The sequence below is a fragment of the Cysteiniphilum sp. QT6929 genome, from assembly GCF_030035755.1.
GTDB lineage: Bacteria > Pseudomonadota > Gammaproteobacteria > Francisellales > Francisellaceae > Caedibacter > Caedibacter litoralis.
On record NZ_CP103983.1, the window covers coordinates 2,445,330 to 2,470,519 of the forward strand.

Consider the following 25,190-nt stretch of genomic DNA (forward strand, 5'->3'; position numbering starts at 1 on the left):
AATTAGGCTATGACTATATTTCTGCCCCTTTGATTGTGTAAGCGTTGGCTGAGCGTAAGTCGAAGCCTCTATGGAGTGTGATTTCCCCAAGCTTCCCTTCGACTGATGCTCAGGGAACGGTGGGCACTGTGGGTGAGTATTTAGTCTTAGCCCGTACTATGACAAGAGACATTCTATGCATAACTGTTAGGAAATTGATGGCTTTTTTGATACTCTTTTTTAAGGAATCAAATTGGAAGGTTAAGGAATCATAGATTATGTCAAAAGGCTGGTTGACAGAGTACGCACAAAGTATCGAGCAAACGGAAGCGTTTTGGGCAAAGAAAAGTCAGATTATCGATTGGATAAGCCCGTGGCAAACTGTTAGTAGTGGTAGCTTCAAAGAGGGAAATATCAAATGGTTTGAAGAGGGTGAGTTAAACGCCTGTTACAACTGTGTTGATCGCCATCTTGAAAAGTATGCCGATAAAGTTGCTTTTTATTGGGAGGGTGATAACCCTGAGCATAGCCAGTCGATAAGCTATCAAACACTTTATGAACAGGTGAATCGTTTTGCCAATGTCTTAAAGTCGATTGGTGTTAAAAAAGGTGATGTGGTCTGTATCTATTTACCGATGATTGTTGAAGCCCCTGTTGCGATGTTGGCATGCGCGCGCATCGGCGCGATACATTCCGTTATTTTTGGTGGTTTTTCACCGGTTGCTATTGCTGATAGAGTCAATGATGCTCAATCAAAATTTATCATTACCGCTGATGGTGGTTTTAGAGGTGGTAAAGCCGTGGCACTTAAAGCCAATGTTGATGAAGCATTGAAGCACTGCCCAAGTGTTGAAAAAGTATTAGTTATTAAATACGCCAATAATCCAATCAACTGGAATGATGTGATTGATGTTGACTACAAAGCGCTTCTTGATAAAGTGCCTGCCATCTGCCCTGTTGAAGTGATGAAAGCTGAAGATCCATTGTTTATTCTGTACACATCAGGCTCAACAGGTAAGCCTAAAGGTGTGGTGCATACTACCGCTGGTTACTTGGTCTATGCAGCGACAACACACAAACATATTTTTGATATTCAGAGTAATGATGTCTATTGGTGTACGGCAGATGTCGGCTGGATTACAGGGCATTCGTATGTGGTGTATGGACCACTTGTTAATGCGACTACGAGTGTATTATTTGAAGGCGTGCCAAGTTATCCGCAAAAATCACGGTTTTTTGATGTGGTTGATAAGTATAAAGTCAGTATTTTTTACACGGCACCAACGGCGATCCGTGCACTACAAGCCGAAGGTGATAATGCTGTTTTAGCTCAGACTACGCGTGATTCTTTACGTATTTTAGGCAGTGTCGGTGAGCCGATTAATCGCGAAGCGTGGCATTGGTATCATGAACAAGTCGGCAAAGGACAATGCGCTATTGTCGATACGTGGTGGCAAACTGAAACCGGTGGCATTATGATTAGTCCTGATTTTAGTCATCAGCAGAAACCAGGCTCAGCAATGACGCCATTTTGGGGTGTTGATGTGGCTATTTTAGATAAAACCTCAGCTAAAGAAGTCAAAGGTGCATTAGAGGCGCATGATTATGGTGCATTGGTAATTAAAAAACCGTGGCCTGGCATGATGCGTAGCTTATGGGGTGATCATGAGCGCTATATGCAAAGCTATTTTAATGTTTATCCTGGGTATTATTTCCCCGGTGATGGCGCTTATCGCGATCAAGATAATCATTATTGGATCTCTGGACGTTTAGATGATGTGATTAGTATTGCCGGACATAGAATTGGTACGGCTGAGGTTGAAAGTGTCATCGATTCACATCCAGCGGTTGCTGAAACTGCGGTTGTAGGGATTCCTGATAGTATCAAAGGTGAGGTGATCTATGCATATATTACCTTGGAAAAGGGTATTCATCCGGATGATTCACTTAAAAAAGAGATTATTCAGTGGGTTAGGAAAACCTATGGACCAATTGCCAGTATTAAGGTAATCCAATGGGCGCCAATGCTGCCTAAAACAAGATCAGGTAAGATTATGCGCCGCATTTTAAGAAAGATCGCCCATTTTGAAGAGCAACAAATCGGTGATACCTCGACGTTGGCAGATGAAAGTTGTGTTAAAGATTTGATTCTACATCGTGTAGACTATCGAAAAACAGAGAGTATGTCTTAAGAATTTATGACCAGCTTTACTTTTAACCTGCGCCATTTTAGTGGAATGGCACCGACACTTAACACGGTAGATGAATGGCAGAAATGGCATGCATGTAAACAAGACCTGCCAAACTCAGGTGAGATTGCAACGACGCATATACCTGCTAGCTTAAAGCGTCGCTCAAGCTTAGGTGTCAAGCAAGCACTAGAGGTGGCTTTAGCTTGTTTTGCGCAATCTGAAGAAAATCTCGAGATTAATTATACGGTGTTTGCCTCACAGCATGGTGAGATTAATCGTGTGCAATCGCTACTTAGGCAGATTGCCCAAAAAGAGCTGTTATCCCCTATGGATTTTTCGCAATCGGTGCATAATACAGCCTCTGGTCTTTTGTCATTATCTCAGGGTATTAAAACCAATATCAACTCAATTGCTGGTGGCAAAGATACCTTTTTTATGGCTGTTATTGAAGCATTGACTTATTTACAGCTTAATCCGCATTCACAAGTATTGCTGGTGATCTATGATGAGCCATTGGCAGAGAGTTACAAATCCTATAACTGTGATTATGATCAGCAATATGCTTGTGCTTTTGTGATGGATAATTATGCGCATACAACAAAAGAGGGCTTCACCTGTCGCTTGGACTTATCACCAAGCACTAAAGCCGAAATAAAGAAAGACATAGCCGCGCAAACTGCTGTCTTTCCACCTGCTCTTGTATTCTTAGCGTGGGTTTATGACGAGTTTGATAATAACCTTAAACAAGACAGTGCATTTTGGCAGTTTAATTGGTATAAAAATAATGGGGAGTAGAGTACGGAAATACGTGCTTAAACAATAGTTTATTGGTAATCATGGATATTCGAGTCAAGCTCGAATATGACGATTCATTGTCATTCTCGGACTTGATCCGAGAATCCAAAAAATACCTGATAATATTCGCATAGTTACTTAGATAAAGTTGATGAGGGAAATATGATTAAAAAACAAATGAAGAGCGTTGGCTTTATCGGTTGGCGTGGTATGGTTGGGTCAGTGTTGCTTGAACGCATGCATCAAAATAATGACTTTGCGTCATTCAATCCTGTTTTCTTTAGCACATCACAAAAAGATCAACAAGTGGATGTCCTTGGTGTTGGCACTCAACGATTACAAGATGCATATGCCATGGATAGCTTGATGCAAATGGAGATTATCGTCACATGCCAAGGTAGTGATTATACCGCTGAGATTCTACCTAAATTGAGAGCTAACGGTTGGCAGGGGTATTGGATTGATGCAGCTTCTCATCTGCGCATGGATGAGGATAGTGTGATTGTATTGGATCCTATTAATCGTGATGTGATTGATCACGCTTTAGCAAGTGGAGTTAAAAACTTTGTTGGTGGTAATTGCACCGTGAGTTTGATGATGCTAGCGATTCAAGGCTTACTTCAAGAAGATCTCATTAATTGGATTTCCGTCATGAGCTATCAGGCGGTTTCTGGTGCCGGTGCTAAGGCGATGATTGAGCTTGTTAAGCAAACGTCTTTAGCTAATGATGTTGATATGACAGATAGTTTGAAGCTTGAGCGTAATATTCACACTAAAGTGACTGCTAGTAATTTTCCATGTACGGAGTTCTTGACCCCGATGGCATATAATATTCTGCCCTTTATTGATGCACCATTGGCAAATGGGCAAAGCAAAGAAGAGTGGAAAGCGCAAGCAGAAATGAACAAGATTTTGCAGCGATCATCGACCTTGCCAATTGATGGCATTTGTGTGCGCGTCCCTGTGTTAAGAGCCCATAGCCAGGCGCTGACGATTGAACTTAAACAAGCGATTGGTTTGAAAGAAATAGAACAAAAAATAAAAAGCGCCAATGAGTGGGTGCGTTTTGTTGACAATGATCCTCAACAAACTGCGAAGCATTTAACGCCGATGTCAGTGAGTAATACCTTGGATATTGCGGTTGGGCGCTTGAAAAAGACGAATCTTTCAGATCGACATATTCAGCTTTTTACCGTGGGCGATCAACTATTGTGGGGGGCAGCTGAACCCTTAAGAAGAATGTTAAATATTTGTCTTACCCACATTTAAATTAGCTGAAGTTGATAACTCAAACAGCGCTTGAATAAATTCACGCATTACCTTATTGATCGGTTTATCCAAGTGATAGGCTAAGTAGGCAGTAAATCCCTTCATGGTGACTTTTTGTAGATCATTGGTAGAGGCACCCTTGGCTTTTAATGCGTCAGCAATACGAATCAAACGACCATCTTTAATTTCCTTTTGCAAAATAAAGTCAGGCAACCAACCGATACCTAAATTAGCAACAATGGCTTTTTTGGCAACTTGCGCATTTGAGAAAATCGAGATGTCTGTGTTTTTGGGTACGGACTTTATTGTTTGCTCATAAAGTAGCGATTGCAGTTTAAGCGTAATAAAGGTTTGTTTGAAGATATTATCAATGTTTAAGTTATTTAATAATTCATGATTGTCACTTGAGCAGACTAGCGAGTTTTCTAAATTGCAGACTTTTTCGTTGTAATATTTTTTATCCAAAATATCACGTGAGGCAATGATTAAATCACCATCGTAACGCTCATACAATGCCGTGTAATCAAGGGTTGTAAAGTTGATATTATAATTTAACTTAGGGTGTGATTTTTTCACTTGCTTTAATATCTGAATAATCCATTCATCATAAATAGGTGAGACAACAAGGTTCAATTTATAGTCTTTGTTTTCATGCGATAAATGATATAGCAACTTTTTAAATGACGCTTGAATTTCGCGCGCATAGGGCAGAAAGCTTTCTCCCTCGGCGGTTAAGAGTGACTTGCGCCCATTAAAATAAAAGAGCTTCTTGCCAACGTCCATTTCTAAGCTTTTGATTTGTTTGGTGACGGCAGGTTGCGTTAAGTGGAGTAAGTTGGCTGCTTCCGTTAGGTTTTCTGTTTCAACCACTTGTAAAAAAATTTGAATTTGTTTGTAGGTTAAGTTATACGCCATTTTATTGGTTTGCATTGAGCCGAGGATCTAATGTAGACGTATTATAAATAGCTTTTAGATTAATGTCATCGAGTGTTTTTATGGGAGGGTTTTGAGTGAGTGTAGGTGCAAGCAAGTCAGAAAACATCCGTGTGAATCACGCTAGGGGGAGTGCGCTACTGCTTGTTTTTCTCTGGCACCTACGGTAGCTAATACTATAGTGTTTAAAAGCTTAATGCAAGCCGTTGATTTCTGATTAACCATAAGAGATCAGCGCATACTCTGCAGAGATATAAGGTAAATATATGGGCATTTGGTTTAAGTTTTCTTTTTAAGAGATGTCTGAAAAATGAAAATAACAATAGAAAAGCCAAGCGCTACCAAAAGATATGATTTGTCGATGACGATGTCTATGCCTGCTGCCATTAGGATCAAGCCTATAAAAATAAGTGAAGTCAACGCGATTAATTTCAGTTGTAGTGAATGTGTTAATTTTATTAAAAAGCGTGAAGCTAATAACATAATCGCGCATGAGGCAAGAATAGATACTGCGATCACAAAAATATTGTCACTTAAACCAATCGCAGTGATCACACTATCGATTGAAAAAACTGCATCGATTAAAATAATCTGCGCAATTGCGCTTAGTATGTTTTTGGCAACCTGTGTTGAGACTGTTTTAGGGCGGTATAACAGATAGATTTCATGTAGTGCTTTACACAGTAAGAACAATCCACCGATGATTAAAATCATATCTTTAATGCTAATGCCATTACCAAAAATGGAAAAAATCGGTATTGTCCACTGCATGATTAGACTAATAAAAAGTAATGAGACGATACGCATTATTGCTGCCAATGAAATAGCAGTTATTTGCGCTTTACGTTGTTGGTGAACGGGAAGTTTGGCAGTTACAAGATAAATAAACAGTAAATTATCAATCGCTAAGATAGTCTCAAGTGCGGTGATGGTTAAAAAGCTTGTAATAAGTTCCAGCGGAACGTCCAATCTAGGTATCCTCTTTAATGTATAATGACGGCACAAATGATAAATGCATATGGCATTATATGTAAACTTGCTACGGCAATTATTTTTAAGTTATTTTAACTTGTTTTTAGCAATGCGCTTGTGGCAGACTTTGAAAGTGCAAGAATACAACTAAAATACACAGGAGAAACACAATGGAATTAATTGCTGCAAAAAAGGATAAAATTTTTCAAGCTTTAAACGCAATCCTTGAGCATGAGATGGCAGGTGTTGTTCGTTATACGCATTATTCATTAATGATTATTGGTCATGGCAGAATTCCAATTGTCAGTTGGATGCGTGCGCAAGCGCAAGAGAGCTTAACGCATGCAACGCAAGCCGGTGAGATGATTACCCATTTTGGTGAGCACCCATCACTTAAAATCGCACCTTTAACCGAAACACATAAGCATAATATTGATGAGATTTTAACGGAAAGTTTAGAGCACGAGCATGGTGCGTTAAAACTATATCGTGAGCTTTTAGCATTGGCAGAAGAAGCAAAATCCATCATTTTGGAAGAGTATGCACGTGGTCTTATCGTTGAAGAAGAGACGCATATTGGTGAAGTTGAAAAGATGCTTAAAAGACCGTTTTAAAAAGCGCGAAAAATGCCATACAAAAAAACTCTGTAAAATGTTTTGTGATGGCTATGTTTAAATTGCTACAATAGTTTCTCTTATTATTAAGGGGGAAGGTTTATGTCTAAAACAATTATGTATCAAGAGGCGTTGTCAGCGCCTTCAAAAGTTGCCGAGCAATTAAAGTACAATACAAAAATTTGGCAAGAAATATGCGCGCATCTTAAGAAATATCCGCCAGCATTTGCAGCAACCGTTGCGCGCGGCAGCTCAGATCATGCAGCAACCTATGCCAAGTATTTATTAGAAAGTAAAATAGGATTGGTTACGGCATCGATTGCGCCATCTATTTATACGATTTACCAAAGTCAAACAGCGGTGGCAAATAGTCTTTTTTTAGGTATTTCACAATCAGGTAAAAGCCCTGATTTAGTGCAATCATTTTCAAGTGTAAAAAATCAGGCAACGACTGTCGCCTTAGTTAATGTCGAAGGCTCACCACTGGCAAATGCAGCAAGATTTGTCGTGCCACTTTTAGCAGGGGAAGAAAAGGCGGTTGCTGCAACCAAAAGTTATATTTGTGCGTTGACTGCTTTGGCACAGTTTATCGCTATTTATACTGAAGATAAGATATTGCAAGAAGCGCTTAATGCATTACCTGAGTATTTGTCCTTAGCGGCGAATCTTGATTGGCAAGTGGTGATTGATGCGTTAAAAGATGAACAAGATGCCTATGTTATTGGGCGTGGTTATGGTTATGCAATCGCTCAAGAAGCCGCTTTGAAGCTTAAAGAAACAGCATGCTTGCATTCAGAACCGTTTAGCTCAGCTGAAGTGTTACATGGTCCATTTGCTTTGATTAAAAAAGCATTCCCAACCTTGGTTTTTGCACAAAATGATGCATCAGCTAAGGGCACAATCGAGTTGGCGCAAAAAATGCATCAAATGGGCGCTAATGTGATGTTTGCGATGCCTGGATCACAGCATGTTGATACTACGCATAACCTTCAAACAACCAAAAGTTTGCATCCGTTGTTGGATCCGATTTTATTGATTCAAAGCTTTTATACCATGACAGCAAAGCTTGCTACAGAACGCGGCTTAAATCCAGATCAGCCAGAGAATCTCAATAAAGTGACACAAACGGTGTAAGTGATGCAAAGTTATCGAATAACAGGCGCCCAAATCGTCATTAAAGATGCTGTTCTAGAAGGCGAAATTGCCGTTGAATGTGGCAAAATCATGGCAGTTGGTGAGCCACACTCGAGCTTTTCACATTTGCCAATCGTCGAATACCACCAAAGTGATAAGGTGATTCCGGGATTTATTGATACCCATATTCATGGCAGTTGTGGCTGTGATGTGATGGATGGTGAAATTGAGTCCTTAAAAGTGATTACATCATCCTTGTATCGCCAAGGGGTTACTTCATTTTTGGCAACGACCATGACCCAAACTGAAGCCGCAATTAGTAAAGCACTTAATAATGTCGCTGACTTTAATAAGTCGCATGCTCATGGTCGACACTTTGCCAATATCTTAGGTGTGCATTTAGAGGGACCTTTTATTTCACCAAATAAAATTGGTGCGCAAAACCCTGAGTTTTTACAGGAATCTTCGATTGTTAAGCTTAAGAGCTGGCAACATAAGGCGAATAATCTTGTTAAAAAAATCACACTTGCACCAGAGATGTTGGGTGCTAATCAGGTGATTGATTGGTGTGTTAGTGAGCAAATGATTGCTTCGGTTGGACACACCAATTGCACAGCAAAAGAAGCACTAGCAGCAATTGACCGAGGTTGCTCTCAAGCGACGCATTTATTTAATGCGATGAGTGGCATTGATCACCGTAAACCAGGAGCTGCAACCGCTTTATTAATGTCAGAGAAGGTTGTTGCCGAGCTGATTGTTGATGGCGTGCATCTAGCACCTGAAATTGTTGATATGGTTTATCGCGTAAAAGGAGCTGATGGTATTTTGTTGGTCACTGATGCGATGTCAGCACAAGCCCATGGTGAGGGTGTGTTTGATCTTGGTGGGCAGAAAGTGATTGTCAAAAATAATGAAGCACGACTAGAAAATGGTGTATTAGCCGGTAGTGTGCTGACCATGAATAATGCATTAAAAAATATGCTCACATATAGTGACTGCAGTTTGCCGGAAATTGTTAAGATGACGAGCTATAATGCCGCAAAGAGTCTTAATATGCATCATTGTAAAGGGGATATCAAAAAAGGGGCGGATGCTGATTTGGTCGTTGTTGATAAGCATTTCCAGATTAAGCAAGTATTTAAAGCGTCATAATGAAAGTCGATGTTATTGTTATTGGGGCGGGTGCCTCAGGACTTATGTGTGCGATTGAGGCGGCGAAAAGAGGGCGCAAAGTATTGGTTCTTGATCATGCTAATAAGGTTGGGAAGAAGATACTTATGTCAGGTGGCGGACGCTGTAATTTCACAAATTACTATGTTGAGCCGGCGCGCTTTTTATCACAAAATCCGCATTTTTGTAAGTCTGCCTTAACGCGTTATACGCAATGGGATTTTATCGCATTGGTTGACACTTATCAGCTGAATTACCATGAGAAAACATTGGGACAACTTTTCTGTGACGGTAAGTCACATGAAATCGTTGATATTTTGCTAAATGAATGCCGTAAATATAAGGTTGAAATTAAACTAAATACAACAGTTAATCAGCTGCGCCAATGTGATCAAGTTGCACCAGCTGAGCTTGGGTTTTATGTTAAAACAACCGCAGGTGATTATCATGCCGAGTCTGTCGTTATTGCTACAGGAGGGCTCTCAATCCCAACGATGGGTGCCTCAGGCTTTGGCTATGAGATTGCGCGCCAGTTTGGTCTTCAAGTGCTGCCAACTTCAGCGGCATTGGTGCCCTTTGTGCTTGGTGAACATGATAAATTAAAATATGCCGAGCTTTCAGGCGTTTCTGTATTTACTGAGGTCAGTTGTAATAATCAGAGTTTTCGTGAGAATCTACTCTTTACACATCGCGGCTTAAGTGGACCTGTGATGCTGCAGATCTCATCTTATTGGCAGCTTGGAGACTATTTGCACATCAATTTATTGCCAGAAATAAACTCATTAAGTGAATTGCTTCATGTGCACAAAAAATCACAAGGTGTTTTGCTCTTAAAATCACTGTTAGAAAATTACCTACCTAAAAGACTGTTGCCTTTATTTGTGGATGAACTATTACTTAATAAGAAGCTTGCAGATCTTTCTAATAGTGAGATCGAGCAGATGATGCAATGCTTACAATCATGGCAGATAAAACCGTGTGGCACGGAGGGATATCGCACAGCTGAGGTTACCAAAGGTGGAGTGAGTTGTGATGAAATATCTTCAAAAACAATGGAAACTCACAAAATTAAAGGGCTTTATTTCATTGGCGAGGTCGTTGATGTCGCCGGATGGCTTGGTGGATATAACTTTCAATGGGCATGGGCATCAGGGTGGGCTGCTGGTCAATTCGCATGATTCTGATTCATAAATAATCAACCTGATTTAAAGTTAATCATTTTGAAATAGTTAATTTATCTATTACATATTGTTACATATTTACAAGCAATAAAAATAACGCTATAGTCTGTCGGCTTGGGGCGGCATGTATTTAACAAAAATAATGCTGTATTTTAAAACATATATCTATCGTCAATGCTCGTTAAAGGAGGTTTGTGGCACTGTGATATTTATAAGGTATAAAAACGAATGTAAATAATAGAATTAAAAGAGGGAAGAGGAATATGGGTGCAGAGTTCACACCAAAAAAATCAGGCGTATCACTATTAAGTGCGACTTTATTAAGTGCCACTTGTATGGTTGGCTCAGGCTGGCTTTTTAGTGCGCAATTAACCGCAAAAATCGCAGGAAACTGGGCGTTTCTTGCATGGATTCTAGCCGCTATTTTAGTCTTATTGGTTGGCTTATGTTTGGCAAAGGTTGTTGCGGTTTATCCAGTGCGTGGTGCGACAACACGATCAAGCGCGTTATCACACAATGGCATCTTTGGTATGCCGTTTGCATTTGCTAACTGGTTTGGCATTATGGTGGTGATTGCCACTGAGGCACAAGCAACAACACAGTACTTATCTGCAGCGATTGGATCTGATGCGTTGATGCAGAATCATGTATTAACTTATGGTGGTAAATTTTTAGCTTTAGGTATTTTATTTGTCTACTTGGTCGTGAACTTTTATGGCATTAAGCTGTTAACACGAGTAAACAATGTGGTCACTGTGCTTAAGGTTTTCACGCCATTATTTGCCATCGCTGTTTTTTTGATTGCCGCATTTGATCACTCAGGATTGAGTAACAACTTTAATTTACCAACAAATGGTGATTATGGCTTTAGCAGTGCTGTGATGGCAATTATTGGTGCGGGATTAATTTATTCATTTAATGGTTTTCAGATTAGTGTTTCGTTTGCCAGTGAGATTAAAAATCCAAAACGTAATGTGCCGTTGTCCATTATCTTGTCGATCTTTGTTATTTTGATCGTTTATATGGGCTTACAATATGCGTTTATGGCAGCGGTTCCACATGAGCTTTTGGTTAAAAATGGTGGTTGGCAAGGCATGAATTTTTCATCACCATTATTAAATTTAGCGATGCTATTAGGTTTGAATTTCTTAGCTATTTTGTTATTGGCTGATAGTGTGGTCAGTCCATCGGGCACGGGATATACCTATCTTGGTGCTTCATCGCGCATGCTTTATGCAATGTCAGCAGAAGGGCAAATGCCGCGTTGGATTGCGAAGCTTGATCCAGTATACAACTTCTCAAAGCGCTCAATGATGATTAACTGGGTATTAGCAGCAATTGTCTTATTTAATGCCGAGAGCTGGGCAGCGTTGATGGTTGTGGTCACTGGTTATCATGTTGTTGGATATATGGCAGCACCGATTAGTATGGGAGCAATTGCGCCTAAAACACGTTGGTTAGGGTTGGTCGTCTTTGTGATTTTAGGGCTTATCATGCTGACGATTCCAAGTCATGATCTGATGTTAGTTAATAGCTCATTAACTATCTTGTTGATTATCTATGCTTTCGTACAGCACAAAGTTGGCGTGCAAAAACTATTATTGTTTATCCTGCCATTTATTGCTTACCTATGGTTATTATACATCGTGCCAAATATCTGGTTTGTTGCGATTATATCTGTCATTTTTTATATCTTAATCACGACTAAGTCTTATGTTGCAATGTGCAAAGAGCATGGTGATTTAAATCGAGTGATTGAAGATTAATAATATATCTGGGCGTATACAATACGCCCCTACAGAAAGCTGTGCTAAACAGTTAGTTGATAAGGAACTTCAACAATGATGCGTGCTTGACCTTTGGTCTCGGTTTTACTGACACTTTTTAAGCCCCAACGTAACAGAGCGGTTTTTTGATTATGCAGGAACGTATGCCATAGTTTGGTGGTTTCTGCTTTAGGAAGAACCAAGACAGCCAATCCCCGCTCAGGCTCAGTTAAATCCGTGCGGCGAATAAACTTGATAAGTGGTCTTGATAGCGATTGATATTGCGAATCTAAAACAACAAGCTCTTCAGGGAAGTTTAATTCACTCCATTGTTTTTGTAAGCGTGCGGTTTTTTCAGGGTTGATGTTGATGGTCACCGGTGTGATATCAGGCGATATCTTGCGCGCAAAACTAAGCGCTGCAATCGTGCCTTTATGTAATTTTGACACAGGCACAATCACTTTTAATTGTGTGTCTTTTTGTAATGAGGTTTCAATCAAACCAGTATCAGCACTTAATGACAGCTCTTGATCGGCTAAACGATAATGGTGAGCAATACGATAAAACATCAGAATTAATAGCGGCAAAGCAATGATGATAATCCACGCACCTTCAAAAAATTTAGACTCAATAACGACAATTACAGCAATGAAAGTACAAAGACAACCGAAGCTATTGATGCTTGCTTTGATCCACCAGCTTTTGACCGTGCGACGACGGTTATACCATACGCGTACAAGACCTGCTTGGCAGAGGGTGAAGGCTAAAAATACACCAATGGAGTATAGTGGAATAAGCGCACTGGTATTGGCTTGAAAGACAATGATTAACACGCAAGCAAAAACAGCAAGTGCCAAAATCCCATTACTAAAGGCTAAGCGATCACCAACGTTTTGTAGTTGTCTCGGTAAGTAACCATCTTTACTAATCATTGAGGTTAGGAGTGGGAAGCCCGCAAAAGAGGTATTGGCTGCGAGTAATAAGATCAAACAAGTGACTGTTTGCAATAGATAGTAAAATACACCGCCGCCAAAAATATTGTGTCCGATTTGCGATAATAAACTCTGATCGGTTAAAGGCTGTAACTCTAGTTTAGATGCAAGAAATGAGATGCCTAAAAACATCGAAATCAAGAGTACGATCAATACCATTAAGGTGATCGATGCGTTTTTAGCGCGTGGTTGTTTAAATGACATCACACCATTAGCAACCGCTTCAATCCCTGTCATTGCTGAACATCCTGATGAAAAGGCGCGCAGAATGAGTGTCAAGGTTAAGACCCCTGTTAATGGCGCCATAAGGTCTGTCGCATGTGAGTAATCAACAGGAGGTAAATTGCCAGTGAGATAGCGATAAAGTCCAATGCCAACCATCGATAATATAACGACAACGAAAGCGTAAGTTGGCCACATAAAGGCAGAAGCTGATTCTTTCATGCCGCGCAGGTTCATCCACATGATAAAAATAATCGCGATAACAGCCATGAGCTCAGCATGTGATTGTGCTTCAGGAAAAGCCGAAGTAATTGCTAAAATGCCTGCCGAGACACTCACCGCCACCGTTAAAATATAATCAAGCATTAGCGCACCTGCGGCAAGAAGCCCCATAAAGGTGCCTAAATTCTCGCGTGCCACAATGTATGCGCCACCGCCTTCAGGATAAGCATCAATAGCTTGTTTGTAGGATACGCCAACAACAACAATCAAAATGGCAATAAAAATAGCGATATGCATTGACATCGCTAGGGCTGCGGTACCTGCTAAGATAAGCACAGTTAAAATCTCACCAGTTGCATATGCTACGGAGGATAGTGCGTCGGAAGAAAAAATAGCTAATGCATGTTTTTTTGATAAAGCATGCTCTTCAGCCTGGGCTTTGGGAATAGGGTCGCCAAAAAAAATGCGTCCTAATTTCATAAGTGAAATCCATCGTGTTTCTCATCGGTTAAGTCCGCGAATTTACACTATTTTTATTTTTTAGGCAATGTTGGCAGAATATCTAAAAAGACAGAGAAAGAGAAAAAGTAAAAAAAGTAAAAAAAGTAAAAGAAGCAAAAGAAGTAAATGACTTAAACTGGGTTATCAATATCAATAAAGTGGTGGGTTAAGTCAAAGTGCTCAGCAAGATGCTGACCAAGGGCTTTAATACCGTAGCGTTCAGTAGCATGGTGACCCGCAGCGATATAGGTGATACCTAACTCACGTGCAATTAAGGTGGTGCGTTCAGAGATTTCACCTGAGATATATACATCAGCACCAGCATAATAGGCGTGTTCAATAAAATCTTGCGCGCCACCAGTGCAAATGGCAATTTTTTGAATGTTTTCATTCATCTTGCCGACAATAAGAGGGGTGCGTTTCAATTTGTCAGTAATAAGATGAGTAAGCTCAGCTAATGTGATGTGATGATCACAGATAATCCCGTAATTTGGTGTGGTGCCTGTATCAAATTCAGCGCTCACATTAAGACCTAGAAGTTGAGCTAATTGTGCGTTATTGCCCAGTGTTGGATGAACATCAAGTGGCAAATGATACGCAAACAAATTGATATCATGCTTGATCAGTGATTTGATGCGTTGGTATTTTATGCCGGTAATGGCTTGGTTCTCGCCTTTCCAAAAATAGCCATGATGCACAAGAATGGCATCTGCCTTCTTAAGAGTAGCGGCTTCTATTAGCTCAAGGCTGGCACTAACACCTGTGACAATGGTGTGAATATCTTTTTTGCCATCAACTTGTAGACCGTTAGGGCAATAATCCTTGATCATATCAACATTTAATAGTTGATTGAGATATGCTTTAAGCTCTTTTTGATCAATCATATGTGACTCGTTGAGTGTGTGATTTCATCAAGATAAGGAATAGAGCTTTGCGCACCTAGTTTGGTGACGGAGAGCGCTGCTGCTTTGTTAGCAAATGCAATAGCCTCTAGCAAGGTATTATTTTGAGCAAGTGCACTAACCAAAGCGCCATTAAAAGTATCCCCTGCTGCCGTGGTATCAATGGCAGCTACTTTGTGTGTGGGAATAAGCTTTGCATTATTGCCATCATAGAAGAAAGCACCTTTTGCGCCCATGGTGATAATAACGTTACTAACCCCACGATTAAAGAGCACTTTGGCAGCCATAAGCGCTGATGACTCATCTGTAACTTCAATGCCCGTTAAGAGTGCGGCTTCTGTTTCATTAGGTGTGATGATATCGATCAGTGGGTAAAGCGTATCAGGTAAGCTTTGCGCAGGTGCTGGATTAAGTACAAATAAGCACTGATTGCTTTTGGCTAATTCGCCAGCACGCATAATGGTTTCAATGGGGGTTTCTAATTGTGTCAGGACAATTTGACTATGTGCAAATTGCGCAGTGAGTTTATCTAAATCTTGAGGTGTTAATAAAGCGTTAGCGCCAGGAGCTACCGCAATCGAGTTTTCACCATTTTGGGCAACATAAATCATCGCAACACCCGAAGGCGAAGTGCTGCGCTTGATATGTTTGATATTGATATTATCTTTGCGGTAATTATTGATAAGTGTTTCGCCAAAGCTATCCTCACCGACACAGGAAACAAAGCACACATCACTGCCTAGGCGCGCGCTTGCAACCGCTTGATTAGCACCCTTGCCACCTGAGGCTGTTAAAAATTGTCCACCTAAAATTGTCTCTCCTGGGCTTGGAATGTGTTCAACCTGTATAATCAGATCCATATTGGCACTACCAATGACCATTATTGTCATAATCACTATCCTTAACTTTTGGTCTTATAAATATATAAAGTTAGGCTATCGTATCATATTTTAAATGAGTAAATCTATTTTCTTGAAATCAAAACTAAGTGCATTATAATCATCATTATAAGGTGACTAGATGGTTTGTGATGAAATTTGACTGGGACAGTGTTAAAGAGCAATTGAATCTGGAAAAACATGGCGTTAGTTTTACAGTTGCTAAACAAGCTTTTTATGATGAACAACGTCTTATTGCTAAAGATGTTGAGCATAGTGTAATTGAAGATAGATATTACTGTATTGGCAGGGTGGAAACTGGCGGTATCTTGACTGTTAGGTTTACATTTAGGGAAGACGTAATAAGAATATTTGGTGCAGGTTACTGGAGAAAAGGTAAAAAAGCATATGAAAAACATGAAAAAAACAAAAAATGAATCTATTAAAGAGAGTGCGAAAAATAAAATAACCGCAGAAAATAAGGTGGCGATAAGTTACAGTGATGAGCCTATGGAGTTTATGTTGATAGACGATTTTCTGCCTACACCTAAACAGTTAATGGCAGCGAATGAGCTAGAAAGAGTTTCCTTGAATATCAGCAAAGAGAGTAAAGAATTTTTCATTAAACTTGCTAAGGCAATTCATGGTGATAGAGAAAGAGCAGGCTATCAAAAACTTATGCGTGATGTTTTGGATGCTTATGCAAAAGCGCATACTAAAGATCTCAAGCAATTAAGGCATTGATGATTTTAATTACTCCCTTCATTTATGAGTAGTAAGTACCTAAACAATGATTTATTGATAGTAATGGATATTCGGGTCAAGCCCGAATATGACGGATCGTAATAAATCAAGAATAAGTTGCATCAGCTATTACCTCTCCCCTTGCGGGAGAGGTCGTGCAGCTTAAGCTGCACGGGTGAGGGGAATAATTAAAGATCAACTTATTTTTGAATTGTTACATCATTCTCATTCTCGGACTTGATCCGAGAATCCAAAAAAAATACCTGATAATATTTGCATGGCTACTTATATCATTACTTAGAGCATGTAAAGCCTGCAAAAGTCTTGTGTCTGGTATACAATACTGCGCAATGCATCTCTAGAGTTTTGAAAAATGATTCATATTGCGCTATATGAGCCCGAGATTCCGCCTAATACTGGAAATATTATTCGTCTGTGTGCCAATGCTGGGGCAAAGCTGCATTTGATTGAGCCGTTGGGTTTTGATCTGGATGATAAAAAGTTGCGTCGCGCTGGATTGGATTATCATGAGTTTGCCGCAGTGCTTAGATATAAAAACTTTCAAAGTTTTGTTGAGGCGCATGCTTATAAGCGAATATGGGCATGTACAACAAAAGCCAATCAATACTATCATCAAGTTGAATTTCAAAAAGATGATATCTTACTTTTGGGACCTGAAAGTCGAGGACTGCCGCAAGAAGTCAGAGATCAATTGAGTCAAACGCAAATCAAATTGCCGATGCTAGCAAATAGTCGCAGTTTAAACCTATCTAATGCTACAGCAATTATGCTGTTTGAAGCATGGCGACAATTAGGATTTGAAGGTGCACTATGAGCGATCAAAAGCCTTTTGTGGCGTATGCAGTTGCTATTGTTATGCTCATGGAGCTCGTTGATGGCAGTGCGTTAAATACCTCCTTGCCACAAATGGCGGCGTCATTTGATGTTAATCCGATTAGTTTAAAAGTTGCTATTACCGTTTATTTGTTAACTTTGGGGCTGTTTGTACCAGCGTCAACGTGGGTGGCTGAACGCTTTGGTACAAAAAGAATATTACTCATCTCAGCTATAGGGTTTATTCTATCTTCTGTACTTTGTGGTTTATCGACCAATTTGACAATGCTTGTGGTCTCTCGTGCATTACAAGGCTTTTTTGGTGCGTTTACGATGCCAGTAGCGCGGATGATACTGGTGCGTGTCTATAAGAAAAATCTGTTATATGCAATGACGATTATGGGGAGTATTTTAACCATAGGACCTATGCTTGGACCTTTGATTGGTGGCGGGATTACTACTTACCTTAATTGGCGCTATATTTTCTTTATCAATGTGCCTATTGGCTTATTTGCATTAGTACTTGCTTGGCGATTTATCCCTAAAATCGATGGCAAAAAACAAGATTTTGGATTTGATTATCTGGGATTTATCTTGCTTGGTATGGCTATCGCATTTTTTATGTTTGTATTAGATACCGTTATTGATCATTCGATTTCAAATAGCCTGAAAGGCGTGGTTCTAATCTTTGCTATTGTGTTATTGCTGTTGTATTTGATCTATGCGCGATATAAAAGGCAAGGTGCGATTGTGAACCTTAATATTTTTCGTCATCAAAGCTTTAATGCGTTAGTATTAGTAAGTGTTATGGTACGCTTATCAACGATGGGACTCATGTTTATGCTGCCATTGTATTTGCAAATTCATCATGGTTTTAGTGCCTTTGAGGCAGGGCTTGCTTTTATGGCGTTTATGATCCCTGCATGGCTTGTTAAGCGTATGGTTAAGCCGATTTTAAAAGCGCTTGGGCTATATTGTTATATGCTTATTATCATTGGTCTTATGTGTTTTAGCTATCTAGGGTTAGCCTGGATGTTTAGTCATTTTGATTTTGTACTGTACTTAGGCTTGTTAGCAGTTATTGGTGCTTCATTTGGTTGTTTTACGATGGTCACTAACTCCAGTATTTATAGCACAGTAAGTGATGATGAAGTCGGTGTTAGTAGTGTCATTATGAGTGCGGTTATTCAGCTATCAAGTGCTTTTGCGGTTGCGTGGGTGGCAACTTTGTTAGCAACGTTTTCCAATGTGTTTGAGCTCAGTGCTCATTCTACGATTACGCTTCATGCGTTTAGTTATGTTATGATCTTTTGTGCGCTAGGCATGTTTATGACAGCTATTTATTTGTTTTTTTGTCAGCAAACACATCGCTTAAGTGGTATTCAATTAACGTAAAAACTAATTGTGCTAATTTTAGAGTCAACTATTTTGACGTATATGGGGTAGAATAGTTTTTTAAAATCAGCAACTAAAAGCATATATAGTTTGGTTGGATCTTCCAGCCAAGGTGCAACTAATTCTCTTAAATAATCAGTTCTTAATTGTTTAAACATTTTTTATTACCCCCTTACTTAAATTTATTTTTTATTGAAGAGGTGCAAGTAACTGTAATTTCCACTAGAAAAATTAGGTATTTTTAGCGTTGTGTCAATTGCGTTTCTGATTATGTCCTCATCTACTTCGGCAGGAGGAATCATTAATACACTCTCTTTAGGGTGATTAAGAAGATCAATAAGATAGTTGGCACTGTTGCATTTGCTAAACATTTTTGTAAGTTTTTCAGTAGCAAGTGTACTGCAGTGTTTATGGTATAGATTGATCAGACATATCAATGCTTCTCGTAGCTTTGTCACTTTTAGTAGTTTCGGAGTAGTATTGATGTCAAAATATAATACTTTGAATTGCTCTATCTGCTGAATTGCTAGGGGTGTTTGATTTATATCAGTAAGTGTTTGCATAGGACGTAAGTAGTACTCATCATAGACCTCTTGTCGCGAGAGGGCCCTGTTATTTAAATTTAGTTAGATAGTCCCTGTGCTTACTGTATTTCCTACCGTCAAAAAGCCGAGTATCAAAATTGTCCATCATAAGAAACTCATAATTGCTTGTCATCATCGCAAGAGATAGTTTTTTTGTGCGATATATCGCTTCTTGTAGATCCCATTGATTGCGCTGAGTGTTTTCCAGTCTATACGTAGAAAAAAAATTATTTATCATCTGATTAGCATTATCTTTAAGATCAGCGCTAACGTGAAGCTCTTCACATATATCGCTAAGTGCCTGACTCGTATTGGTATGTGCTGATGCGATGTAGTCGAGTACTAGCATCTTCATGATTAGGGGTCTGTATTTATCCTGTGTAATAATTGCTTTATATATTGCTTTGTTAGTCAGAAGCAAGTTGGTGATGTCCTTTATTTGCAAGTGTTGACATATTATATGTAAAATGTCACTGTTTTGTTCTATTGATTTCATCTTGAAATTACCTTTTTTAGCATGAAACCTCCATTGAGTGCGTAGATTTATAGGGGGGGATTTACCCTAATTGTTTCAAAATTGTAGTTATTTAATGTATATGCTCAGCTTATGGCATGTATTAAACGGAAGAAGCAGCCATAAACTAAGTGTGTTTTTATTACAAATGACAATCAGCGTAGCTTACATCATTAATGCATCAAAACTAAAGGGCTAATAGCTCAGTATTTATATTAGGATTTACGCCATTATCCATCCCAATTTCCTTATTAGTTATCGCATCAAACATCACTGAAGTTGATACATCAATATACTTAGCGTACTGTGCAAGCTTACTGGCATAGGTTTCAGACGCTACCTCATAACTTACTAAAAAGCGGTTGCCATCAGCAAGCTTAGTAATAGTAGGTGTTGGAGAAGTTTCTTGATTATCAGCAATTTTCATAAAAGCATATTTTGGTTCTGCACTATCATCAAAGGAGTAGCTTAAGAGATTAGTGACATAAGTATGACTTTCTGAGTTTGTTGATTGATCCTCAACATAGGCGTAAACAATGCTGTTATTATTGCTATTAACATAATCAAAATCACTAATAGCATAGCTTGTTTGATCCGTTCCTGGGATCTTGTCACCATTTTTCAAGAGAGTAATTGTTTTTGCAGTACTACCATCTGTGGCGCTTGCTGAGATCTCAGTCGCCAATAATGATCCATTGCCTGTTTTGCTATCAATCGCTGAGCGATAGCTTAAAACAAAATAACCATCATCTAAAAATGACAGACCAATGTTATCATTGCCCTCTGCACTTAATACATTTTGTATACTACGCTGAAATGTTAGTGTCTTTTTTATATCATCAACTTTAGCAATATAAATAGACAGCTGTTTATTATTTGCTGAGGAAACCAAAAAGGCAATTTGATTGTCTTTGGTATGCATATCGACAATAGCGGCTTGTGGTGCTTTATAGATTGTAAAGTCTGCTTCATTTGGAAACCCTACACTTTCTATAGATTGTGGATTACTAATCATAATCTCAGCATTGGTATTTTCTGTGTATTTTGTTGTAAGTTGGGATAGCGTGAATTTATTTATTGTGCTATCAAAGCCAATGATGTCATTATTGTTTTTTAGTCGCGCATACTTTATATCCTCAGGAAGATAATTAAAAATCAGATTACTGTTTGAGGATAACGGATCATTATTTGCTGTGGTATCGTAAATAGAAGCATAGTTATATTTATAGATAAAAAGAACAGCAGGCTGCGTCACTTCAGAAAGCAAATAACTAAATGATTGTGTCACTTTCTGATCGGTTTGAGACAGAGAAAATATGAGGTTATTTGTGTCAAGCTTTTTATAGGCTTTCACGTCATCGATAGCCGCGGCAGGTGTCGAGAATGTGATATCAATTTTGCAGCGTTGCCCGGTAGTCATCGTATCAGTTGGATTATCATCACATGTCATGTGTTCGGCGCTAATGACATCGTTATCAGATGTAACCGTTATTTGGTATTTGATGGGCTCGTCACCTATAGATTTCAAACTATCCTTATTTGGTGCAAGATAGATCCAGTAAGATGCGTTATAGCTGCTATTGTAAGGTAATATAGTATCACCTGGTGTTTGTGCCTCAGTTACTTCAAGGGTTGGCGGTGTAGGTGTTGGAGTAGGTGTTGGAGTAGGTGTTGGAGTAGGTGTTGGAGTGGGTGTTGGAGTGGGTGTTGGAGTGGGTGTTGGAGTAGGTGCTGGATTGACCCGAGAGCCTGATCCACCATGATTTCCTCCGCAAGCACTCAATAATAGTGTGCTAGTTACTCCAAGACATATGACGAGTGATTTCAAAGATGTTTTTATCATAGCAAACTCCTTTTTTGTGTTTTTCATATTTTTATTTTTCATGATTGATGCTTAACCCATAGTTGCTGACATCAAGGATAACTATCCCGATAGATCTCATATGGATTTACTTAATTAGTGTTTAGCTAAATAAGTTGACCTTATTGTAATAAGAGATTTGATAGAAAACTTTAGTTAAAATGTTTAAATTTCAGTGTTTATATGAGCTATTTTTTACAAATATTTAACATCTTTGGCAGGCGCTATTAACCAATCCCTCAACACAGCGATGATAAGGAAATGTATTGCTTGATTGGTGTCGTTACAATTTCACAACACTTTTCAGAATGACAAAAAAATAAAATTGTGGTTGGCGGGAAAAGTTAGGCGACAACTAGCTTGACAGCTACCGGAAGTGTCAAGGTTTAGGCAAAATATTGCCTTACAGTAACCAGTCAAATGAGAAAATCATCGTGTACACAGAGGGAAATTTTGTAAAATGATTCACAAATGCTATATACCCATCACAAACCATTTTACAGTATTTCTGTTATTGAATTTCTCGCGATTTCAAGTGATTGAATTTTGTTAATAGTCCTAGCTATTACCTGCACTCCAATCATTTGAAATAATCAAAAACTTCTTCAACATTAAGCACCGCAAAATGATTTGCGATGGGTATATCACTAGTATAGAATAGCTCGGTCTTAAAACAGCAAGAAGATTGAGAACTATGTGCGGTGTTGTTGGGATTATTGGGCATGAGCCTGCAAATCAAAAGTTGTTTGATGCATTGACGATGTTGCAGCATCGTGGACAAGATGCTGCAGGTATTTTGACCTGTGATGGTTATCATATGTCGCTACGCAAAGACAAAGGGCTTGTCGTTGAAGCGATTCGTACGCGCCACATGGAGCGTTTACAAGGCAATTTGGGTATTGGTCATGTGCGCTATCCAACCGCAGGATCCGACAGTGTTTTTGAATCGCAACCTTTTTATGTCAACTCACCTTATGGCATTGCCTTAGCGCATAATGGGAACTTGATTAATACCACGCAAATTCGCAAAGAATTGTTGGAGCATGATTTTCGCCATATTAACACAAGCTCGGACTCGGAGCTTTTACTTAATGTATTAGCCTCAGAGCTGCACAAAGCCGAAGTGTCACTCACTAATTTTTCAACGGATATCTTTTTTAATGCATTAGCTAAGCTTTATCAACGCTGTATTGGTGGCTATGCCGTTGTTGGTGTGATCGCGGGGGCTGGTTTGTTTGCCTTTCGTGATCCGCATGGCATTCGTCCTTTGGTGTTGGGTATAAAAGAAGTCGATGGCAAAAAAGAATATATGGTTGCCTCTGAAACCGTTGCATTAGATTGTGATGGTTATGAAGTGATGGGTGATCTGGGTGCTGGTGAGGCAATCTTTATCTCTCTTGATGGAGAACTTAAGCGTAAAGTATGTGCTCCTAACGCGAGCTTATCACCTTGCATTTTTGAATATGTTTATTTAGCGCGCCCTGATTCTGTGATTGATGGCGCCTCTGTTTACAGTGCACGTTTAGAGATGGGGCGCATTGCTGGAAAAAACATCCTAGCTGAATTACCAGAACATGATATTGATGTAGTGATTCCTGTGCCTGATTCAGGGCGCCACGCGGCACTGCCATTATCGCGCGTCTTAGATGTGCCATATCGTGAAGGTTTTGTCAAAAATCGCTATGTTGGACGCACTTTTATCATGCCTAATCAAGCAGCGCGTCAGAAATCTATTCGCAAGAAGCTCAATACGATTGACCATGAGTTTAAAGGTAAGCATGTGCTGTTGGTTGATGATTCTATTGTGCGCGGTAACACCTCAAAGTTGATTGTTGAGATGGCAAGAAAAGCAGGGGCGCGCAAAGTCTCAATCGTATCCACAGCACCAGTGGTTAAATATCCTAATGTTTATGGTATCGATATGCCAACGCATGATGAGCTTATTGGGCATAATCGCAGTATTAATGAAATTCGTCAGTGGATTGGTGTGGATCATTTATTTTATCTAACAACCGATGATCTAGTTGCTGCCGTGCGTAAACAGGCACCGCACTTGCAAGATTTTGATACCTCAGTGTTTGATGGCAAGTATGTTACAGGTGGAGTTGATGATAGTTATTTTGCAGCATTGTTAAATCATCGCAAACAACAAGCGGAAAATACGGCACCAAAACTAGGTGCCGTTGATATGCATAATCAAGAATAATATGAGATTATAATAAGAGTTACGCACTTTAGAAAAAACTATGATTTTATAAACACCCCGTCAGCCTACGGCTGCCACCCCTCTTGCAAAGAGGGGAATTCGGCAAGGGTTGATTTTTATTCCCCTCTTTGCAAGAGGGGTGCTGAGCCTGCGAGGCGGGGTGTTGAAATAGAAAAAGTCTGTAGCTCCGTTTATAAACCTGAAATTAAAACAGAATAATAGTGTAAGTTTTTAGAATGAATTATTTTAATCAGGCAACGATTGATACATTTTTGCCATGTAAAACACCCAAAGAGTGGATAGATAAAGCACTCAAATCGATTGATATCCTATTGCTAGATCATGCGCATTGTGAGAAAAAGGCGGCATCTGCTGCCATTAGCTTTATGTATCGCAAATCAACTGAGCATCCAGAGCTTCTGCTGAGAATGTCAAAAATTGCCCGCGAGGAGCTAGTACACTTTGAACAGGTGCTAGGTATCCTTAAAAAACGCAATATTGAATATCGTCTACTGTCAGAGTCACGCTATGTCAAAGAGCTAAAAAAGCATGTGCGTACGTCAGAGGAAGGGCGTCTTGTTGACACACTTATTATTGGTGCCTTTATCGAAGCACGGTCGTGTGAGCGCTTTGGTGCTATTGCGCCTTTTTTAGATGAGGAGCTGCAAAAATTTTATTTGGGATTATTAGCATCAGAGCAGCGTCATTTCACTATTTATCTTAAATTTGCACAACAATTTGCCACAGAGGATATCAAGCACCATATTAAGCGCTTTTCTACAGTAGAGAAGCACTTGATAGAATCATCAGATACAGAATTTCGTTTCCATAGTGGGGTTTAAGCCCCACGGGTTTTTTCGGGTAAAGTTGCTTTTTTGAATATTGTATTTTAGTCAGTTCCTATCTATCATTACCAAGATTAAGAGAGAAAAAAAAGTAAGTTTGGATTCAAGCTTATGGGGTATCAGTACGATATTGATATCTTGTGTATGGAGGAGACAATCATGCAAATAAATGATAAAACCAAGCGATGGTTGTTTGATATGTATAATAAACAAAGCATTGTGACGGTTAAATCACATAATATTCGTTATGTCGGGGTGCTTAAGCATATTTCAGCTGAGCATGTGATGATCGATATGCCTTTTGGTGTTAAGAAAATAAGTTTTACAGAAGTGGATAAAATTATTGAACATAAACGCTAAGTTAGAATATTATCTGTTAGTAGTCATAAGAAAAATCGAGTTGCCAATGTAGTTTTTAAAGCATTATTTTTTCATAAAGTTTTTACATTTATCAGTAAAACAGGTAGGCTTTGCCCTTTGCAAGG

At 39.3% G+C, this 25,190-nt stretch carries 23 protein-coding genes; 15 read left to right on the forward strand and 8 right to left on the reverse strand.

The annotated features are described in order from the left end of the window. Positions 1-257 precede the first annotated feature (257 nt). The 3 genes from acs to asd all read left to right on the forward strand — a co-directional run bounded on the left by acs (position 258) and on the right by asd (position 4,235). The gene (acs, locus tag NYP54_RS10690) at positions 258-2,171 is read left to right on the forward strand and encodes an acetate--CoA ligase (RefSeq protein WP_283156490.1); all 1,914 of its coding nucleotides are present in this window, start codon (positions 258-260) and stop codon (positions 2,169-2,171) included. Between the two features lie 6 nt (positions 2,172-2,177). Continuing rightward, complete coding sequence (locus NYP54_RS10695) at positions 2,178-2,966, forward strand: beta-ketoacyl synthase chain length factor (RefSeq protein ID WP_283156491.1); 789 nt, start codon at positions 2,178-2,180, stop codon at positions 2,964-2,966. Between the two features lie 177 nt (positions 2,967-3,143). Continuing rightward, positions 3,144-4,235 carry an aspartate-semialdehyde dehydrogenase gene (asd, locus tag NYP54_RS10700; protein WP_283157535.1) on the forward strand — a complete coding sequence of 364 codons (1,092 nt, stop codon included), beginning with the start codon at positions 3,144-3,146 and terminating at the stop codon, positions 4,233-4,235. Here the strand turns inward: asd and NYP54_RS10705 are convergent. Next, entirely contained in the window at positions 4,209-5,165 is a 957-nt protein-coding gene (locus NYP54_RS10705; RefSeq protein WP_283156492.1) for a LysR family transcriptional regulator, read from the reverse strand. The genes asd and NYP54_RS10705 overlap by 27 nt on opposite strands. 282 nt (positions 5,166-5,447) lie before the next feature. Continuing rightward, the gene (locus NYP54_RS10710) at positions 5,448-6,137 is read right to left on the reverse strand and encodes a TerC family protein (RefSeq protein WP_283156493.1); all 690 of its coding nucleotides are present in this window, start codon (positions 6,135-6,137) and stop codon (positions 5,448-5,450) included. A 173-nt stretch (positions 6,138-6,310) separates the two neighbouring features. On the opposite strand from NYP54_RS10710, the gene NYP54_RS10715 reads away from it, so the two are divergent. The 5 genes from NYP54_RS10715 to NYP54_RS10735 all read left to right on the forward strand — a co-directional run bounded on the left by NYP54_RS10715 (position 6,311) and on the right by NYP54_RS10735 (position 12,005). Next, positions 6,311-6,754, forward strand: a complete 444-nt coding sequence (locus tag NYP54_RS10715; protein WP_117003434.1) for a ferritin-like domain-containing protein — start codon at positions 6,311-6,313, stop codon at positions 6,752-6,754. A gap of 102 nt (positions 6,755-6,856) precedes the next feature. Further along, the gene (locus NYP54_RS10720) at positions 6,857-7,888 is read left to right on the forward strand and encodes an SIS domain-containing protein (RefSeq protein ID WP_283156494.1); all 1,032 of its coding nucleotides are present in this window, start codon (positions 6,857-6,859) and stop codon (positions 7,886-7,888) included. Positions 7,889-7,891: 3 nt separating this feature from the next. Further along, positions 7,892-9,040, forward strand: coding sequence for an N-acetylglucosamine-6-phosphate deacetylase (nagA, locus tag NYP54_RS10725; protein ID WP_283156495.1), 1,149 nt, complete (start codon positions 7,892-7,894; stop codon positions 9,038-9,040). Continuing rightward, positions 9,040-10,236, forward strand: coding sequence for an NAD(P)/FAD-dependent oxidoreductase (locus tag NYP54_RS10730; RefSeq protein ID WP_283156496.1), 1,197 nt, complete (start codon positions 9,040-9,042; stop codon positions 10,234-10,236). Before nagA ends, NYP54_RS10730 begins: the two co-directional genes overlap by 1 nt. 266 nt (positions 10,237-10,502) lie before the next feature. Next, positions 10,503-12,005, forward strand: a complete 1,503-nt coding sequence (locus NYP54_RS10735; protein ID WP_283156497.1) for an APC family permease — start codon at positions 10,503-10,505, stop codon at positions 12,003-12,005. A gap of 44 nt (positions 12,006-12,049) precedes the next feature. Here the strand turns inward: NYP54_RS10735 and NYP54_RS10740 are convergent, their stop codons facing one another. The 3 genes from NYP54_RS10740 to rbsK all read right to left on the reverse strand — a co-directional run bounded on the left by NYP54_RS10740 (position 12,050) and on the right by rbsK (position 15,734). Continuing rightward, a complete protein-coding gene (locus NYP54_RS10740) occupies positions 12,050-13,921 on the reverse strand; it encodes an APC family permease (RefSeq protein ID WP_283156498.1) in 1,872 nt (623 codons plus the stop codon). A 152-nt stretch (positions 13,922-14,073) separates the two neighbouring features. After that, a complete protein-coding gene (locus NYP54_RS10745; protein ID WP_283157536.1) occupies positions 14,074-14,823 on the reverse strand; it encodes a Nif3-like dinuclear metal center hexameric protein in 750 nt (249 codons plus the stop codon). Continuing rightward, a complete protein-coding gene (gene rbsK / locus NYP54_RS10750) occupies positions 14,823-15,734 on the reverse strand; it encodes a ribokinase (protein WP_283156499.1) in 912 nt (303 codons plus the stop codon). The genes NYP54_RS10745 and rbsK overlap by 1 nt, the downstream gene beginning before the upstream one ends. Positions 15,735-15,874: 140 nt before the next feature. Here rbsK and NYP54_RS10755 point away from each other — a divergent pair, with 140 nt between their 5' ends. The 4 genes from NYP54_RS10755 (at position 15,875) to NYP54_RS10770 (ending at position 18,695) form a co-directional block, all read left to right on the forward strand. After that, positions 15,875-16,159, forward strand: a complete 285-nt coding sequence (locus NYP54_RS10755; protein WP_151194339.1) for a BrnT family toxin — start codon at positions 15,875-15,877, stop codon at positions 16,157-16,159. Next, complete coding sequence (locus NYP54_RS10760) at positions 16,131-16,466, forward strand: hypothetical protein (RefSeq protein ID WP_283156500.1); 336 nt, start codon at positions 16,131-16,133, stop codon at positions 16,464-16,466. The genes NYP54_RS10755 and NYP54_RS10760 overlap by 29 nt, the downstream gene beginning before the upstream one ends. Positions 16,467-16,839: 373 nt before the next feature. Further along, positions 16,840-17,301: a tRNA (uridine(34)/cytosine(34)/5-carboxymethylaminomethyluridine(34)-2'-O)-methyltransferase TrmL gene (gene trmL, locus NYP54_RS10765; protein WP_283156501.1), complete on the forward strand. Its 462-nt coding sequence runs from the start codon at positions 16,840-16,842 to the stop codon at positions 17,299-17,301. Then, positions 17,298-18,695, forward strand: coding sequence for an MFS transporter (locus NYP54_RS10770; RefSeq protein WP_283156502.1), 1,398 nt, complete (start codon positions 17,298-17,300; stop codon positions 18,693-18,695). Before trmL ends, NYP54_RS10770 begins: the two co-directional genes overlap by 4 nt. Here NYP54_RS10770 and NYP54_RS10775 read toward each other — a convergent pair. The 3 genes from NYP54_RS10775 to NYP54_RS10785 form a co-directional block, all read right to left on the reverse strand. Continuing rightward, the gene (locus NYP54_RS10775; protein WP_283156503.1) at positions 18,683-18,853 is read right to left on the reverse strand and encodes a hypothetical protein; all 171 of its coding nucleotides are present in this window, start codon (positions 18,851-18,853) and stop codon (positions 18,683-18,685) included. The two genes, NYP54_RS10770 and NYP54_RS10775, sit on opposite strands and share 13 nt — an antisense overlap. 454 nt (positions 18,854-19,307) lie before the next feature. After that, entirely contained in the window at positions 19,308-19,775 is a 468-nt protein-coding gene (locus tag NYP54_RS10780) for a hypothetical protein (protein WP_283156504.1), read from the reverse strand. A gap of 205 nt (positions 19,776-19,980) precedes the next feature. Then, complete coding sequence (locus NYP54_RS10785; protein WP_283156505.1) at positions 19,981-21,636, reverse strand: hypothetical protein; 1,656 nt, start codon at positions 21,634-21,636, stop codon at positions 19,981-19,983. Between the two features lie 712 nt (positions 21,637-22,348). On the opposite strand from NYP54_RS10785, the gene purF reads away from it, so the two are divergent. The 3 genes from purF (at position 22,349) to NYP54_RS10800 (ending at position 25,065) form a co-directional block, all read left to right on the forward strand. Then, positions 22,349-23,860: an amidophosphoribosyltransferase gene (gene purF / locus NYP54_RS10790; RefSeq protein WP_283156506.1), complete on the forward strand. Its 1,512-nt coding sequence runs from the start codon at positions 22,349-22,351 to the stop codon at positions 23,858-23,860. A 236-nt stretch (positions 23,861-24,096) separates the two neighbouring features. Beyond that, positions 24,097-24,702 (forward strand): tRNA-(ms[2]io[6]A)-hydroxylase, encoded by a 606-nt coding sequence (locus tag NYP54_RS10795; protein ID WP_283156507.1) that lies wholly within the window; start codon positions 24,097-24,099, stop codon positions 24,700-24,702. Positions 24,703-24,864: 162 nt separating this feature from the next. Continuing rightward, positions 24,865-25,065, forward strand: a complete 201-nt coding sequence (locus NYP54_RS10800) for a hypothetical protein (protein ID WP_117001638.1) — start codon at positions 24,865-24,867, stop codon at positions 25,063-25,065. Positions 25,066-25,190 lie beyond the last annotated feature (125 nt).